Origin of the sequence: Terrirubrum flagellatum (assembly GCF_022059845.1) — a bacterium.
Classification (GTDB): domain Bacteria; phylum Pseudomonadota; class Alphaproteobacteria; order Rhizobiales; family Beijerinckiaceae; genus Terrirubrum; species Terrirubrum flagellatum.
On the sequence record NZ_CP091853.1, the window covers coordinates 1 to 14,858 of the forward strand.

The 14,858-nt window shown below is 61.2% G+C and carries 12 protein-coding genes; 4 read left to right on the forward strand and 8 right to left on the reverse strand.

Annotated features, from left to right (window positions below; translation table 11 throughout):
- The gene (locus tag L8F45_RS28560) at window positions 1-1,812 is read left to right on the forward strand and encodes an ABC transporter ATP-binding protein (RefSeq protein ID WP_342364095.1); all 1,812 of its coding nucleotides are present in this window, start codon (window positions 1-3) and stop codon (window positions 1,810-1,812) included.
- Between the two features lie 23 nt (window positions 1,813-1,835).
- Here the strand turns inward: L8F45_RS28560 and L8F45_RS28565 are convergent, their stop codons facing one another.
- The gene (locus L8F45_RS28565) at window positions 1,836-2,546 is read right to left on the reverse strand and encodes a GntR family transcriptional regulator (protein WP_342364096.1); all 711 of its coding nucleotides are present in this window, start codon (window positions 2,544-2,546) and stop codon (window positions 1,836-1,838) included.
- A 208-nt stretch (window positions 2,547-2,754) separates the two neighbouring features.
- Between L8F45_RS28565 and L8F45_RS28570 the strand changes: the two genes are divergently transcribed.
- Together L8F45_RS28570 and L8F45_RS28575 are read left to right on the forward strand one after the other, a co-directional pair.
- On the forward strand, window positions 2,755-3,417 hold the full coding sequence (locus L8F45_RS28570; RefSeq protein ID WP_342364097.1) for an aspartate/glutamate racemase family protein: 663 nt from the start codon (window positions 2,755-2,757) through the stop codon (window positions 3,415-3,417).
- Window positions 3,414-4,778, forward strand: a complete 1,365-nt coding sequence (locus L8F45_RS28575; protein ID WP_342364098.1) for a dihydroorotase — start codon at window positions 3,414-3,416, stop codon at window positions 4,776-4,778. The genes L8F45_RS28570 and L8F45_RS28575 overlap by 4 nt, the downstream gene beginning before the upstream one ends.
- 407 nt (window positions 4,779-5,185) lie before the next feature.
- On the opposite strand, the gene paoC is transcribed toward L8F45_RS28575, so the two are convergent.
- The 6 genes from paoC to L8F45_RS28605 all read right to left on the reverse strand — a co-directional run bounded on the left by paoC (window position 5,186) and on the right by L8F45_RS28605 (window position 11,810).
- Window positions 5,186-7,393 (reverse strand): aldehyde oxidoreductase molybdenum-binding subunit PaoC, encoded by a 2,208-nt coding sequence (gene paoC / locus L8F45_RS28580; protein ID WP_342364099.1) that lies wholly within the window; start codon window positions 7,391-7,393, stop codon window positions 5,186-5,188.
- Between the two features lie 3 nt (window positions 7,394-7,396).
- The gene (locus L8F45_RS28585; RefSeq protein WP_342364199.1) at window positions 7,397-8,347 is read right to left on the reverse strand and encodes an FAD binding domain-containing protein; all 951 of its coding nucleotides are present in this window, start codon (window positions 8,345-8,347) and stop codon (window positions 7,397-7,399) included.
- A complete protein-coding gene (gene paoA / locus L8F45_RS28590; RefSeq protein WP_342364100.1) occupies window positions 8,344-8,973 on the reverse strand; it encodes an aldehyde dehydrogenase iron-sulfur subunit PaoA in 630 nt (209 codons plus the stop codon). Before paoA ends, L8F45_RS28585 begins: the two co-directional genes overlap by 4 nt.
- 33 nt (window positions 8,974-9,006) lie before the next feature.
- Window positions 9,007-10,200 (reverse strand): arabinose transporter, encoded by a 1,194-nt coding sequence (locus L8F45_RS28595; RefSeq protein WP_342364101.1) that lies wholly within the window; start codon window positions 10,198-10,200, stop codon window positions 9,007-9,009.
- 344 nt (window positions 10,201-10,544) lie between these two features.
- On the reverse strand, window positions 10,545-11,309 hold the full coding sequence (locus L8F45_RS28600; protein WP_342364102.1) for a carboxymuconolactone decarboxylase family protein: 765 nt from the start codon (window positions 11,307-11,309) through the stop codon (window positions 10,545-10,547).
- Window positions 11,310-11,348: 39 nt separating this feature from the next.
- On the reverse strand, window positions 11,349-11,810 hold the full coding sequence (locus L8F45_RS28605) for a (R)-mandelonitrile lyase (protein ID WP_425330066.1): 462 nt from the start codon (window positions 11,808-11,810) through the stop codon (window positions 11,349-11,351).
- A gap of 131 nt (window positions 11,811-11,941) precedes the next feature.
- Here L8F45_RS28605 and L8F45_RS28610 point away from each other — a divergent pair, with 131 nt between their 5' ends.
- Window positions 11,942-12,841, forward strand: coding sequence for a LysR family transcriptional regulator (locus tag L8F45_RS28610; protein WP_342364104.1), 900 nt, complete (start codon window positions 11,942-11,944; stop codon window positions 12,839-12,841).
- A gap of 571 nt (window positions 12,842-13,412) precedes the next feature.
- Here L8F45_RS28610 and rutA read toward each other — a convergent pair.
- The gene (gene rutA, locus L8F45_RS28615; protein ID WP_342364105.1) at window positions 13,413-14,522 is read right to left on the reverse strand and encodes a pyrimidine utilization protein A; all 1,110 of its coding nucleotides are present in this window, start codon (window positions 14,520-14,522) and stop codon (window positions 13,413-13,415) included.
- Between the last annotated feature and the right edge of the window lie 336 nt (window positions 14,523-14,858).

Genomic DNA, 14,858 nt, shown 5'->3' on the forward strand with positions numbered 1-14,858 from the left:
TTGCCGGTCCTCGCGGTGTATGAGCTTACAACGTGTTTTCGGCGGGCCGGCGCATGGCGAACGGTGGTCGATCGCGTTTCCTTCGAAGTCGGCCCGCGAGAGACGTTGGCGATCGTCGGCGAGTCTGGGTCGGGCAAGAGCGTGACAGCGCTGTCCATCATGCGGTTGCTGCCGGAGAAATCGAGCCGAATTTCCGGACGAGTGGAATTCGGCGGCGTCGATCTCCTCGGCCTGCCGGAAGCCCGCATGCAACATGTCCGCGGCAACGAGATCGCAATGATCTTTCAGGAGCCGATGACCAGTCTCAATCCCGTGCTTACCGTCGGCCGTCAGATCGCCGAGACAATCGTTCGCCACCGCAGTCTCTCGAAATCCGCCGCGGCGGCTGAGAGCGTCCGATTGATCGACCGGGTGCGCATTCCTTCCGCGAAAGCGCGCTTTTCAGAATATCCCCACCAGCTGTCAGGCGGCATGTTGCAACGCGTGATGATCGCGATGGCGCTCGCCTGTCGACCCAAGCTGCTGATCGCCGACGAACCGACAACCGCGCTTGACGTCACCATCCAGGCGCAGATCCTCGGTCTGATGCGGGAGCTGCAGCGCGAGGAGGAAATGGCGATCCTCTTCATCACTCACGACATGGGCGTCGTGGCGGAGATCGCCGATCGGACATTGGTGATGTATCGGGCCAAGGCGCTCGAGGCCGCGCCAACCGAAACGATATTCACGGCCCCGCAGCACGCCTACACGCGGGCTCTGCTGTCCGCAGTTCCGCAATTAGGCGCTATGGCCGATAGCGCGCTCCCGACCGCCTTTCCGATCGTGAATATCACGACGGGAAGGACGGAGTCGCCACCTGCATTTCCTTCAAAAGTTGCGACGCCCGGCAATGATCCGGTGCTTGAAGTCCGCAATCTTGTCACGCGTTTCGATATTCGCGGTGGTGTTTTCGGCCGCGTGACCGGCCGGGTGCATGCGGTCGAAAACATTTCTTTCGAGGTGAAAGCCGGCGAGACACTATCGCTTGTTGGCGAGTCCGGATGCGGAAAATCAACGACCGGACGATCGATCCTGCGTCTGGTGAAGCCGACAAGCGGCTCGATACGCGTCGCGGGCGAGGATGTCCTTGCGCTTGCGCCCAAGGCGTTGTCCGAGCGACGCAAGCGCATGCAGATGATTTTTCAGGATCCTTTTTCAAGTCTCAACCCACGCATGCGGGTTGGCGAGGCGATAGCGGAGCCGCTTCTGGCGCATCGGCTTGTCGATCGGTCCGAAGCCACGCGTCGGGTCGCCGAATTGCTGGAGCGGGTTGGCTTACAACCCGATATGGCCGCGCGTTTTCCGCATGAATTTTCCGGAGGGCAGCGGCAGCGCGTGGCGATAGCGCGCGCGCTCGCGCTGAATCCGCAACTTGTCGTCGCCGACGAAGCAGTTTCCGCGCTCGACGTCTCGATCAAGGCGCAAGTCGTCAACTTGATGCTTGAGCTGCAGGCGAAACTCGGCCTTGCTTACCTCTTTATCTCGCATGACATGGCGGTGGTGGAGCGCGTGAGTCATCGCGTCGCGGTTATGTATCTCGGTGAAATCGTTGAGATTGGGCCTCGCGCGGAGATCTTCTGCAATCCACGGCATCCCTATACCCGGCGTCTGCTTGACGCGGTTCCTATCGCTGATCCGGCGCGTCGACGTCAGCGTCGACCGCTCGCCAACGACGAGATCAGAAGTCCGGTTCGGGCGCCTGACTATGTCCCGCCAACGCGCCATTACCGCGAATTTGCGCCGGGGCATTATGTTCAGGAAGGCGAGAGCTGAAAGCCACTCGGCCCTAAGCCGCCTCAAATCGCGAGATCGCCGCGCCCTTCACCCACCAGCGATGTCAACAGGCCGCGGCGCGTGTTTTCATTGTGCTCGATCAAGGCCGCGCGGGCTTTCTCGGGGTCTCGCTCGCGCAACACCTCGACAATTCGGTGATGATCGTTGCTGGTTTCAGGATTCACGTCGCGCGACTGCGCGCCCATATAAAAGAACCGGGCGCACTCTTCGAGGTGGCTCATCACCAGCGCGTGGAGACGAGGGTTGCCGGAGGCGCGCGCAATCGCCGAGTGGAAATTCTCATTCGCTCGCACGAATATTTGCATGCTGGCGGTCTCGCCGAGCACATAGCTCGCATTCGCCAACTTATCGAGCGCGTCCAGCTCGTCCTCGGTGAGTTTTGTTGCGGCCATCGCGCCTGCGGCTCCCTCAAGCAGCGCCCGCAACGTGAAAAGATCATTCATGTTCTTGATGGTGACCGGCGTAACCCGATAGCCGCGTCGCGGAAACGCTTCGACGAGACCTTCAACGGCGAGCCGCGCAAGCGCCTCGCGTACGGGCGTCTTGCTGACCGACAGCTGTTCGGCGAGCTCGGATTCAGACATTTCATGACCCGGCCGCATCTCGCCGGTGATGATCTTCCGGCGGAGAACGTCATAGGCCCGTTCGGTGAGCGACTTGCCCCGCGAGCGATCGGATTGCACGTCGATTTCGCCTGGGGCGTCGAGTGTCACGTGCGCCAGTCCCTTCACGCCAAAAGCCTGCCGACCGAATCGCCTTTCCGCGAGGAGGATAGGAAAGTTTCCCATCCCCGGCGACGTATAGAGATTTGCGGTTCTCGTGAAGTCCGAGAGAACCGCATTTTGACCTGTTCGCCCCGCTAGTATACCACGTAGAATATCATATCAAGGCGCAGCGCCGCGCATCGTCGCGAGGGGCATTTTGAGCGAAATCCTCGTCATCAATCCGAACAGTTCGTCAGCCGTCACCCGTTCCATGGAAGCGTGCCTGGCGCGCGTCGCCGAAGGCGCACGCCACGACATCCGATGCATCGACTTGCCCAAATCACCGCCCGGCATCGAGACCGACGACCATGTCGCCGCTGTGGTTCCACATGTGATCGAGGCGGTGACGCAATCAACCAGCGACGCTTTTGTCGTCGGTTGCTTTTCTGATCCCGGCGTCGCGCTGGCGCGGCGGGTGACGAAACGACCCGTGATCGGGATCGCTGAAGCCGCCTATCTCGCAGCGCTCGGACTTGGTCGGCGATTTGGAATCGTGTCTCTCGGCCCGTCATCGATCAATCGACACCTGAAATATCTTGTTGATTTAAAGCTCGATGGCCGCCTCGCCGGCGACCGCTCGATCGATATGGGAATAAGCGCGCTATCCGGGCGCGATGTGATCGAGATTGTCGTGCGGGTCGGCAAGCGTTTGCGCGACGAGGACGGAGCCGACGTTGTGATTCTTGGCTGCGCGGGGCTTGGTCGGTATCGCGCCGCGGTCGAGCAAGAACTCGATCTGCCCGTCGTTGACCCGGTGCAGGCTGGCGCGGCTCTCGCCTGCACCACACTCGATCTCGGCTACCGGATGCGGACGATATGATGATGGATCTCGTCGTGCGGGGCGCGCTCGTTGCCGGCGCGGAGGTGCGCCGGAATGCCTGGCTTGGCGTCGTCGGCGGAAAAATCGTCGCGCTTGGGAGTGGTGATGCGCCGCCTGCACGCGACATGTTCGACGCGGGCGACGCTTACGTTCTGCCCGGCGTGATCGATGGCCAAACCCATGCTGGAAGTTATCGCGGCCTCGCCGGGCTGAGATCGACCACGCGTTCGGCCGTCGCCGGAGGCGTGACGACGATCGTCGACATGCCCTACGATAATCCCGATCCCCTCAATTCGGCGGAGCGTCTTCACGCGAAGCGCGAAGCTATCGCAGAACATGCCCATGCCGATGTTGCGCTCTATGGAACAATCATTCCGGGACAATCTCCCGCGACTGTTCATGAGTTGATCGAAGGCGGCATCGTCGCGCTGAAAATCTCCGCTTTCGAAAGCCATCCGACGCGCTTTCCGCGTATCGCCGCCGATCAGATGCTCGATCTTTTCGAAGCGATGGCTGCGACAGACATTCCGCTGGGATTGCACAACGAGGATCAGGAAATCGTCCGCGCTCGTGTTTCGCGCGCGCGACAGGCCGGTGCCGATGGGATCGCCGCGCATGCGACGAGTCGCCCGCTCGCCGCCGAACTTTCCTCTACGGCCCACTTTCTTGAGCTCGGCGCGGCCGCTGGCGCTCACGCCCATATAGTTCACTTATCTGCCGCCCGAGGCTTCCAACTCGTGGAGTCATATCGTCGCGACGGATTTTGTGCGACGGGCGAGCTCTGCATGCACTATCTCTGGTTTGATCCGCTCGTGGATGGCGGAGCGCTTGGCGCGCGCATGAAAGTCAATCCGCCCATCCGGCCCAATCAGGTCGACGCGCTTTGGGCTGAGCTGACGGCGGAAAGAGTCGCATTCGTAAGCTCCGATCATTCGAGCTGGCCGATTGATAACAAGCTGACGCAATCGATCTTTGACGCTGGCGCCGGCGTGCCCGGGCTTGAGACTTTGTTGCCGGCGTTCTTCACTGGCGCGGAAGCTCGTGGGTTGAATGCGCCCGTTCTTACGGCGCAGCAATTGTCTGAACGGCCGGCTCGGTTTTTCGGGCTTTGGCCGGAAAAGGGCGCAATCCACGTCGGAGCCGACGCCGATCTCGCCATTTTCACGCCGGGAGAAACGACATGGCGTGCGACTGAAGCGCATGACGAACTGAATTGGAGCCCATTCGAAGGACGTGCTTTTGGCGGTCGTGTGACACGCAGCTACGTCAGGGGAAAGCTTGCTTGGGATGGTGGGGCTATCAGCAATGAGCCGGGCGATGGCCGCTATGTCCCACGTGGCAAGTCGCGCTGGTTTTCTTAATTGAAATGGCTCGCGCTCGTGTGAATAATTCCGTTAACCTGCAATATTTGGTAGGCGTAGGCTTCGAATCGGTATGCGCTCGAAATTTTGCGCATCGCAGAAATCGGCCGGTCTTGATCCCCTCCGACCCTACTTCAGCTAAGAGCAGTTCCCGAAAGCTGGCGCTTGCTTCGATGCGAACTCTTGACCCGAAGCCGCCGATCGTTGATCAAAATTCGGTTCCGAAATCCGACCCTCCGAATGGGAGCAATCTCGTATAAGCGGCTGACGCAGCCACATCGTTGACGTTGCAATCCATGCTCCTGCGCAAGGAGCGACGTTCACACAAACGTTCTGGTGCCGATGATCACTGGCTTACCGGCGGGGCGTCGCGGCCCGATGACGACGCCAGCGCCGCTCGTCTCCGCTCAAGCGGCGTCCGGCATATGGTCGAGCAGCTTGTCCAGGGTGATCGGATAATCTCTTACTCGCACGCCGGTCGCGTTATAGATCGCGTTCGCAACGGCCGCGCCCACTCCGCATATTCCGAGCTCGCCGACGCCTTTGGCTTTCATCGGCGAGGACATTGGATCAGTCTCGTTGAGGAAAATGACTTCCTGATGAGGTATGTCAGCGTGTACCGGGACCTCGTAGCTGGCGAGGTCATGATTGACAAAGAAGCCGCGCCGCTTGTCGATCACAAGCTCTTCCATCAGCGCCGCGCCGACGCCCATGGTCATTGCGCCGAGCACTTGGCTCCGGGCTGATTTCGGATTGAGGATACGGCCGGCGGCGCACACGGCTAACATGCGCCGCACCCGGATCTCGGCGGTCGCCATATCGACGCCGACCTCAACGAAGTGGCTGCCGAAGGTGGATTGTTGGTGCGTTTTTGTGAGGTCACCGTATTCCATTCTGTCCTCGGCGACGATCTCCCCTGCGGCGGCAGCGGTTGCCAGCGTTACGCTGCGATTTCCGGATCTGACCTGACCGTCCGCGAACACGACATCAGTCACGTTGAAGCCAAGCTTTTGCGCGACCGCCTCGCGTAGTTTGACGCAGGCGGCATAGACACCCGCCGTTGAACTGTTCGCACCCCATTGGCCACCCGAACCCGATGAAGCGGGAAAGCTGGAGTCGCCGAGCCGTACGGCGACCTGTTGCAGCGACACGCCCATCATTTCCGCCGCAGTCTGCGCGATGATCGTGTAAGATCCCGTGCCGATGTCAGTCATATCAGTTTCGACGGTTACAAGGCCCCGGCCGTCCAGCCTGACGCGCGCTCCCGATGGCATCGCCATATTGTTGCGGAACGCCGCGGCGACACCCAAGCCTACGAGCCAGCGTCCATCGCGGATCTCGCCCGGCCGCGCGCTGCGCCGATTCCAGCCGAAGCGCGCGGCGCCCTCTTTGAAGCACTGAGACAACTGGCGCTGCGAGAAAGGCCGCTTGGGATCTTCCGGGTCGACTTGGGTGTCGTTGCGCAGGCGAAACTCGATCGGATCGAGGCCGAGTTTCTCCGCCATTTCGTCCATAGCTATTTCGAGCGCCATCATGCCGGGAGCTTCGCCCGGCGCGCGCATTGCGTTGCCTTCGGGCAGATCGAGCACGGCGAGCCGCATCGCGGTCATCCGGTTCGGACCTGCGTAGAGAAGACGTGTCTGACCGACCGCTGTCTCGGGCGATCCGTTCGGCAAGTCGCCCGACCAACTTTCGTGCGCGATTGCGCTGATCGCGCCGTCGGCGGTCGCACCTAGGCGGACCCGCTGGATCGTGGCTGGCCGGTGCGTAGTGTTATTGAAGATTTGCGGACGCGTCAGCGCCACCTTTACCGGACGGCGCGCCGCACGTGCGCCGAGCGCGGCCATAATCGCGTCAGCTCGGACGAACAGTTTGCCGCCGAACCCGCCGCCGATAAACGGCGACATCAGCCTCACATTCGCAGTCGGGATGTCCAACGTCTTGGCGACGTCTGCGACGCCCCAAGCGATCATCTGGTTCGACGTCCAGAGCTTGAGCTTGTCCCCGCTCCACACTGCAAGCGAAGCGTGGGGCTCCATCATGGCGTGCGAATGGTCGGGCGTCGTGTAGGTCGCATCGAGTTTCACCGGCGCAGCCGCGAACGATGCGTCGAAATCGCCGACAGACGTAGCAGGCTGACCCCAGTACCCTGCGCCTGCCATGGCGGCGTCATCCTTTGCCGCCGCTAGATCGAAGCGGCCTTTCGACTCCGTGTAAGTGACTACGATCCGCTGAGCGGCGTCTCGCGCACGTTCGAAGGTATCCGCCACCACCAGGGCGACGGCCTGATGGTAATGGTCGATTTCCGGGCCGCCGAGTAGCTTGGCGGTGTTCATATCCCCTTTGCCGAGCTTGCCGGCGTTCTCGGCCGTCACGATAGCGAGAACTCCCGGCGATGTCCTCGCCGCGCCAAGCTCCATGGTCTTGATACGGCCTTTTGCGACCGTAGCGCCGACAACGAATCCGTAGGCCTGGTCAGCTGCGGCCTCGTGCCATTCGTAGGCATAATGCGCGCGACCAGTGACCTTGAGCGGACCTTCAATCCGATCCGTCGGCCTCCCCACGATTTTAAGCTGATCGATCGGATTGGCGCCCGCGGGTTTGTCGAACTTCATGAATCAGCTCCTCGCTTCGGCGAGCACGGCGCTCAGCGTGCGCTCCGCCAAGCTCACCTTAAACGCGTTGTCGTGAGAGGGCTTGGCGCCCGCCAGAATGGCGCCCGTTGCGGTCTTGGCGCCACGAGCCAGCTCGGCTTCCGCCGCCTCCACGCGCCATGGCTTGTGGGCGACGCCGCCGAACGCAACACGGCCAGTTCCGTCCCGCTGCACCACGGCGGCGACCGATACCAGCGCGAAGGCGTAGGAGGCGCGATCGCGGACTTTCCGGTAGATTTGTTTACCGCCGAGAGGTTTCGGCAGCGTCACCGCCGTTATCAGCTCTCCCGGCAGAAGAACGGTCTCGATGTGAGGGGTATCGCCCGGCAGGCGATGAAACTCGGCGATCGGAATCTCGCGCGTGGTTGCGTCGGGCTTGATGGTTTCCACCGTCGCGTCGAGGACGCGCATCGCGATTGCCATGTCCGACGGGTTCGTAGCGATGCACGCCTCGCTCGATCCGATGACCGCGAGCTGGCGGCTGAATCCACCGATGGCCGAACATCCCGAACCCGGCTCGCGTTTGTTGCACGGCTGAGCGGTGTCGTAGAAGTACGGGCAGCGAGTTCTTTGAAGCAGATTGCCAGCGGTCGTCGCTTTGTTGCGGAGCTGGCCGGATGCGCCAGCAAGCAGCGCTCGCGACAGCACGCCGTAGTCGCGCCGTACTCGCGCGTCGGCTGCAAGATCGGTGTTACGCACGAGCGCCCCTATGCGAAGGCCGCCCTCAGGCGTTGGCTCGATTGTTTCGAGCTTGAGGCCGTTCACGTCGACCAGATGCGTTGGGGTTTCGATCTGCAGCTTCATCAAGTCGAGCAGGTTTGTGCCGCCTGCGATGAATTTCGCGTTCGGCGATGTCGCGACGGCCTTTGCGGCCAATGCGGCCGTGGTCGCACGCTCGTAAGTGAATGCTCTCATCCCTGCCTCCCGGCGACTTCGGTGATCGCCTCGACGATGTTCGAATACGCTCCACAACGGCAGATGTTGCCGCTCATGCGTTCGCGGATCTCGGCCTCCGTGGGACCGATCGACGCAGTCAGATCGGTCGTGACATGGCTTGGGATATTGGCCTTGATCTCGCCAAGGACGGCCACGCTTGATACAATCTGGCCGGGCGTGCAGTAACCGCACTGGTATCCGTCGTGCTTCACAAAGGCCGCTTGCATAGGATGCAGGTTATCGGGCTGGCCCAGACCCTCGACGGTCGTCACTTCACTTCCTTCATGCATGATTGCGAGGGTCAGGCAGGAGTTGATCCGCCGGCCATCAACAATCACCGTGCAAGCGCCGCACTGGCCATGGTCGCAACCCTTTTTGGAACCCGTGAGATGAAGATGCTCCCGTAGGGCGTCGAGGAGAGTTGTTCGCGTGTCGAGCGACAACGTCCGCGCCTCACCGTTCACAGTCATAGAGACGCTTGCCATCACGGGAACTCCTGTCGAAACGGTCTGGGAGCGGACATCTGTCGCCGCGGCTAGGGCCACGCAAGCCCCACCTCCCGAGACGAGATGCCGCCGATTCAATTCGAGCCTAGGGAAGCTCATGTCGATCTCCGAACGTTGTAAGCGGGACATTCGCTACGGGCCATTGATCGTCGCGCCGGACCGGCCCGATATGAAAAGGCGCGCGGCGATCGGAACGGCGCAAAGCGCTAACACCGCATTGATGAGGAAGATCAATCCAAGCCCACTGGTGTTGGCGATGAGGCCAAGAAGAGGCGCAAGGATACCAAGCGCGAGATCGATGAAGGCGGTGTAGACGCCCATCGCAAGGCCGCGCGACTCCACCGGCGCTCGGCTAACCGCTTCCATCCCGAAGCCGGGATAGACGAGCGCGTATCCGAAGCCAGCCAGCGCAGCTCCGATAAAAGCTAGCCACTTATAAGGGGAGAGCCAGATCAGCATCATGCCCAAGCTGTGAATGACAACGAAGATCATCGCCGTTCGCGCCCCACCGACGCGATCGGGCAAAGATCCAAAGATTACGCGCGCAACCATCAGCGCGGCGGCAAAGGCGGTGAAGGACAGCCAGGCGGGCTGCCAGCCGCGTTGAACGAATAGCAACACCGCAAACGCCGTCATGGTTCCGTAGCCGACGCCGGCGAAGGCCATGCCGAGGCCTGGAAGCCAGACGGCTTTCCAGACTTTTGCAATCGCTTTCTGTCCTTGCGAGAGAGGTTTCGACGCGGGGATCACCGCGACCATCGCGAGCGTCACAATGGTGCCCATGAAGGTCACGACTCCGATCGAGGCGAAGCCGTAGACGTCAAACATAAAACTTCCGAAGGGCGCGCCGAGCGCAAGCGCTACGAACATCGCCGTGCCGATCCACGCGATCATCTTGCCGGCGTGTTGCGGGCCTGCCAGCGCCAGACACCAGCTCTGGGCGCCGGTCATGATGAAGCTCTCGGCTCCGCCGAGGAGAGCGCGACCTATCAGCAATATCGACACCGACAGGATCGGCCTGCTCACCGAGAGAAGGGAAAGGAGATAGAAAACGCCCGCAAGCGCGGCCAAGATCAATCCAGTGATCACGGCGCTCTTTGGACCGCGCCGATCCGAGACCGCGCCTGACCACAACCGCGATAGAAGCGACGCAGCGAATTGGGCGCCCGAGACGAGACCAACCATGAACGGCCCGAGGCCGAGGCCGTCATGGATGTGCAGGGGCAACGCCGGCAGCGCCGCGCCGGTCACGAGAAACACTACGAAGACAGAAGCCATCAAAGACAGCACGGATCTGTCGATCGGCGAAACCGTCCCTTCGGACATGGTCAGCGACATCATTTGTTCCCTGGCCCGTCACCCGTCACTGCCCCTGAGCGCTGCATCATCGCTTCGGGGTCACGCGCGCCTTCGATCTGGATCGCAGCTGAGCTTGTCGCGATCTCATCCAAGTCTTCGCGGCAAGACGTAGCGAAAGCGAACCGATATTCTCATCAAAACGGCCAAGACTGCGCGTGTCCGAGCGAAGGGGGAGAGACTTCGAGGCCTCGGCCGAGCGTGCGCTTTTCCATCCTGTTTCTCCTCAACTTTCGTTCGGCTTTTATCGCTGCAGTATGGCCGCGCGAGACCGTTGTTGGGGCTGGTTTGATTTTCGAAACCTCAGGCGGTTTTCAATTGGGATGTCGTTTTTGAAACACGCTGCGAAAAATAGGGGCGGCCGAAAACGCATTTGGCCAACCGGCGTAGTAAGCGAGGTGGCTCAACGCTTCGGACGCTTCCTGGCGCGTCAATCCGTTATCCATCGCCCGATTGAGATGGTATGGAATTTGTTCGACGCGACCCGCAGCGACCAAAGCGCTGACCGTGACGAGACTGCGGTCGCGTGGCTTCAAGTCTGGGCGCAGCCACAGATCGCGAAACAGAATGTCGGCGGTATCGCGGACAAGGCCTTGCGAAGCGGGTCCCGTTCCTTCCGCAACGCGCGTGGCGCGATCGGTTTCGCTCTTTTCATCGAGCGGAAGGAGCGTCGGTGAGGCGAGTGGCAATTGCGACGCTATTATTGAACGTGACTCGAATACCGATTTTGCAGCGACGGCAGCACTCATCGCGTTGGCCCAACCGGCATAGAATGCGAGGTGCGTGATGGTTTCCGAAATCTCCGCTGGGGTAACACCGTTATCGAGTGCAAGAAGCAGTTGGCGCGCCATCAACACCTGCTGGTCACGCGCAATCACGGTCGCCACGGTGACAAGGCTGCGGTCGCGGGGCGAAAGATCGGGGCGTTTCCACAGCCCTTCGACCAGCTTTTCCTCGCCGTATCGATCAAGCGCTGGCGCGACTGCTTGAAGCTCGTGGCGCGTCAGACCGACCGTTTGAGCGGAGGCTATGCTTGCATTCATCGACGTCGCCAGAGCGATAGCGGTAGTCGCTTTCATGAGCAGGCCTCTCATTCTATTTATTCTCTCCCAGGAGATTCAGCGGAACTGCTCATCGGTGACTGGCTCCAGCCAGTCGACATTTTTGCCGTCCAGCGTCGGCGTCACCGCGATATGGCTCATGGAATTGCCAGCGGTTGCGCCGTGCCAGTGTTTGACGCCGGGCGGCGCCCAGATCACATCTCCGGCTCTGACCTGGATTTTCTCACCGCCTTCCTGCTGAACCCAGCCGGTTCCAGAGGTGATGATGAGGGTCTGGCCCGCTGGATGGGTGTGCCAGTGAGACCGCGCTCCGGGTGCGAACTCGACCTGACCCGCCCCGGCGTTGTTGTATTCGTTCGGCGCAAATAACGGGGTGACAGCCACGGCTCCTGTGAAATTCGCCGCTGAACCTATCGACGATGACCGAGCGCCATTCGGAGACACCTTCAGGGTCTGCGCCTCGACGAGCGCCGGCGCCAGCAGCGCCGCGGATAAAGCTATCGTCATAGGTCTTCGCATTCCGTCCTCTAGGGCGGCGCCGCGCGAGGCTTTTGGGGCGCGAAGCGATCGCCATTGACGGTAATCTAGCGAGTGGGTCGCTATGCGATTAGGTGCTATAAGCGGCATGTACCTAGAAGGAATTCTTCTGAATGGCGGGAGAGGATCTGGCTCATCTCACTGCGTTCATCGCGGTCGCCCGCGAGCGCAGCTTTACGCGGGCGGCCAAACAGCAGGGCGTGTCTCAATCCGCGCTGAGCCAGACGATCCGCACGCTTGAAGCCCGGCTGGGATTGCGCCTGCTCACGCGCACAACCCGGAGCGTCGCGCCGACGGAAGCTGGCGAACGCCTGCTGCAATCGATCGGTCCCCGTATCGAAGAAATCGAACTGGCGCTGGCTCAGTTGAGCGCGCTGCGCGACAAGCCAGCCGGGACGATCAGACTGACAGCAACGGACTACGCAGCCGAAGCGATCCTGTGGCCGGCGATCGGAAAACTTCTCCCCGACTATCCCGATATCAAGGTCGAGATTATCGTCGACTACGGTCTCACCGATATAGTGTCGGAGCGCTTCGACGCAGGCGTCAGGCCTGGAGGGACTGTGGCGCGTGATATGATCGCCGTGCCAATCGGGCCGTCGATGCGCATGGGCGTAGCGGGCTCGCCGGCGTATTTTTCAAAGCGGCCTAAGCCTAAGGCGCCGCAGGACCTCACCGCGCATAGCTGCATCAATCTGCGGCTGCCGACTCACGGCGGTCTCTACGCATGGGAATTCGAAAAGCGTGGGCGCGAACTCAACGTGCGAGTCGAGGGTCAGCTTATTTTCAACACAAGCCATTTGATGTTGAATGCCGCCCTAGATGGAGCCGGATTGGTTTATTTGACAGAAGGACAGTTGCAGCCTTTTCTGGCGGACGGACGTCTGGTGCGCGTCCTCGAAGATTGGTGCGAGCCGTTTTCTGGCTATCATCTCTATTATCCCAGCCGTCGCCAGCCCACGCCTGCATTCAGCCTGCTCGTTGAGGCCCTACGATTTCGCGATCCGAAGTAGCGGAAGAGCAGTCATTGTAGGAGCAGCATCGAGGTGCGATCAAAGATTCATCGTACTGGGGCAGTGGTTCGTCCGAAATTGACCCTGAGCGGACCTACAACAGCAGAATTTCGCTCCCGGAAGCTGACGTTCGTTCCGACGCGAACTTGTGACTTAGAGCCGCCGGTCGCACGCATGAGATTGCTCATGAAGGCCGACATTCGCCAACACGGATGCATTTGAGTTCAAAGACCGTTCTTCGAGCCGCCGAGTCGATCAGCAGGTGACATTGCTGTCAGGTCTTTATGGTCATCACGCCGATGCGGGAAGATTACCTCGGGCAACAAATAAGTTGCCATAAGGACAGGTCGATGCTTCCGAGAATAGAAAGAACTCTCCCTGCCGGAGACAACGGCTAAATTCTGGAATCAATCAGCCGGCAGGGTCATTTGTGCCACACTCCGCCGAGACAAAGCCTCAGCGGTTCAAACGGCAAGTGTCGCACTCATTGTCCAAAAGCAGGCGGCCAAGAACATAGCCGTCGCATGGTCGCTGGCGCAATCGATCAGGTATCTTCTATCTAAAATTAGCGCTACGCCGCCAGCTTCACATGGTTGCGGCTCGCCATCAGCGGCTGGATATGCTCGCCGAACTGTTCGATGCCGACGATGAAATCGTCGAAGGTCAGCATGATGCCGGCGACGCCAGGGGTCGCGGCGACCTCGTCCAGCATCCGCGCGACATTGCTGTAGGAGCCGATCAGGCGAAGCATCTGCGTCGGGTGGACGGCTGACGGGTCCTGCAGCGCCCTCGCCGCATTGGCGGCCATCCGGCCCGCGGTCGAATTGGGCGCGGCCTTGGTGTCGGCGGCGGACTGGGCGCGCTGCCATTCGATCGCCTGCATGTCGGTGCCGGCGCGATAGCGCTCATACTTGGCGAAGGCCGCTTCGTCGGTCTCGTCGGCGATCACCATCAGCAGGCAGAAGGCGCCGATCTTGCGGCCGGCCTTCGCCGACGCCGCATTGAGACGGTCGACGTTCTCATTCGTCTTGCCCGTCTGGTTGATGCCGCCGCCGGCGCCGATGAAGTTGTAGTCGCACAGCTCCGCGGCGAACCGCATGCCGCGATCGCTGGCGTTCGCGGCGACGATCTCGATCTTGCTCGATGGCCGCGGACTCAGGCGGCAATCGTCCATCTGGAAAAAGTCGCCCTTGAAGTTCGAGACGCCGGTCTCCCAGAGCTGCTTGAGGATTGTCACATATTCCGTCGCGTAGTCGTAACGCCGCGCGAAATGCGCTTCGCCCGGCCAGAGGCCCATCTGCTGATATTCCTTGGGTTGCCAGCCCGTGACGATGTTGACGCCGAAGCGGCCCGGCGCGATCGAATCGATCGTGCTCGTCATGCGCGCGGCGAGCGGCGGCGGCAGCGTCAGAAGCGCGATCGAGGCGAAAAGCTGGATGCGGTTGGTGACCGCAGCGATGCCCGCCATCAGCGTGAAGGCTTCGAGATTATGCACCCAATATTCGCTGGGGCCGTCAAAGCCGCGCAGCTTGATCATGGCGAGCGCGAAATCGAGCCCGTAATGCTCGGCTCTCTGCGCCACCGTGCGATTGAGATCGAAGGTCGGATAAGTCTTCGGCGAGGTGGTCGAAATCAGCCATCCGCGGCTGCCGACAGGAACAAAAACGCCGATCTTGGTCATGCTGATCGATCCTTCCGGATGCTTGAAGCCGGCTGGGCCGGCCGGCGCGCTGCGCCATGGGGCGGATCATTCCGGGGCCCGTGAAGCCGACCAATCGCATTTTTTTCATCGCGCTCATGAGAAATAGTCTGCGGCGCGGCCGGATCGTCAGCGCATGGTCATCCCTGGCGCGGCTGGCGCGCGAGCGGGCGGCATGATCGGTTTCGCGCCGTCCGGCGCCCGAGACGACGGCGCCGGACGGTTCCTGCGTCGATGGGGATGCGCGCCGCGCAGGACGACGCGGCTTTCAAGAAATTGTCACGCCTGCGATGAAAATTGCTCATTTGGCCGGTCCCC

Excerpts from the sequence above, each read along its gene's own strand:
- L8F45_RS28575 (WP_342364098.1), top strand. The coding sequence starts at position 3,414 with ATGATGATGGATCTCGTCGTGCGGGGCGCGCTCGTTGCCGGCGCGGAG.
- paoC (WP_342364099.1), bottom strand. The coding sequence starts at position 7,393 with ATGAAGTTCGACAAACCCGCGGGCGCCAATCCGATCGATCAGCTTAAA.
- L8F45_RS28585 (WP_342364199.1), bottom strand. The coding sequence starts at position 8,347 with ATGAGAGCATTCACTTACGAGCGTGCGACCACGGCCGCATTGGCCGCA.
- paoA (WP_342364100.1), bottom strand. The coding sequence starts at position 8,973 with ATGAGCTTCCCTAGGCTCGAATTGAATCGGCGGCATCTCGTCTCGGGA.
- L8F45_RS28595 (WP_342364101.1), bottom strand. The coding sequence starts at position 10,200 with ATGTCCGAAGGGACGGTTTCGCCGATCGACAGATCCGTGCTGTCTTTG.
- L8F45_RS28600 (WP_342364102.1), bottom strand. The coding sequence starts at position 11,309 with ATGAAAGCGACTACCGCTATCGCTCTGGCGACGTCGATGAATGCAAGC.
- L8F45_RS28605 (WP_425330066.1), bottom strand. The coding sequence starts at position 11,810 with ATGCGAAGACCTATGACGATAGCTTTATCCGCGGCGCTGCTGGCGCCG.
- L8F45_RS28610 (WP_342364104.1), top strand. The coding sequence starts at position 11,942 with ATGGCGGGAGAGGATCTGGCTCATCTCACTGCGTTCATCGCGGTCGCC.
- rutA (WP_342364105.1), bottom strand. The coding sequence starts at position 14,522 with ATGACCAAGATCGGCGTTTTTGTTCCTGTCGGCAGCCGCGGATGGCTG.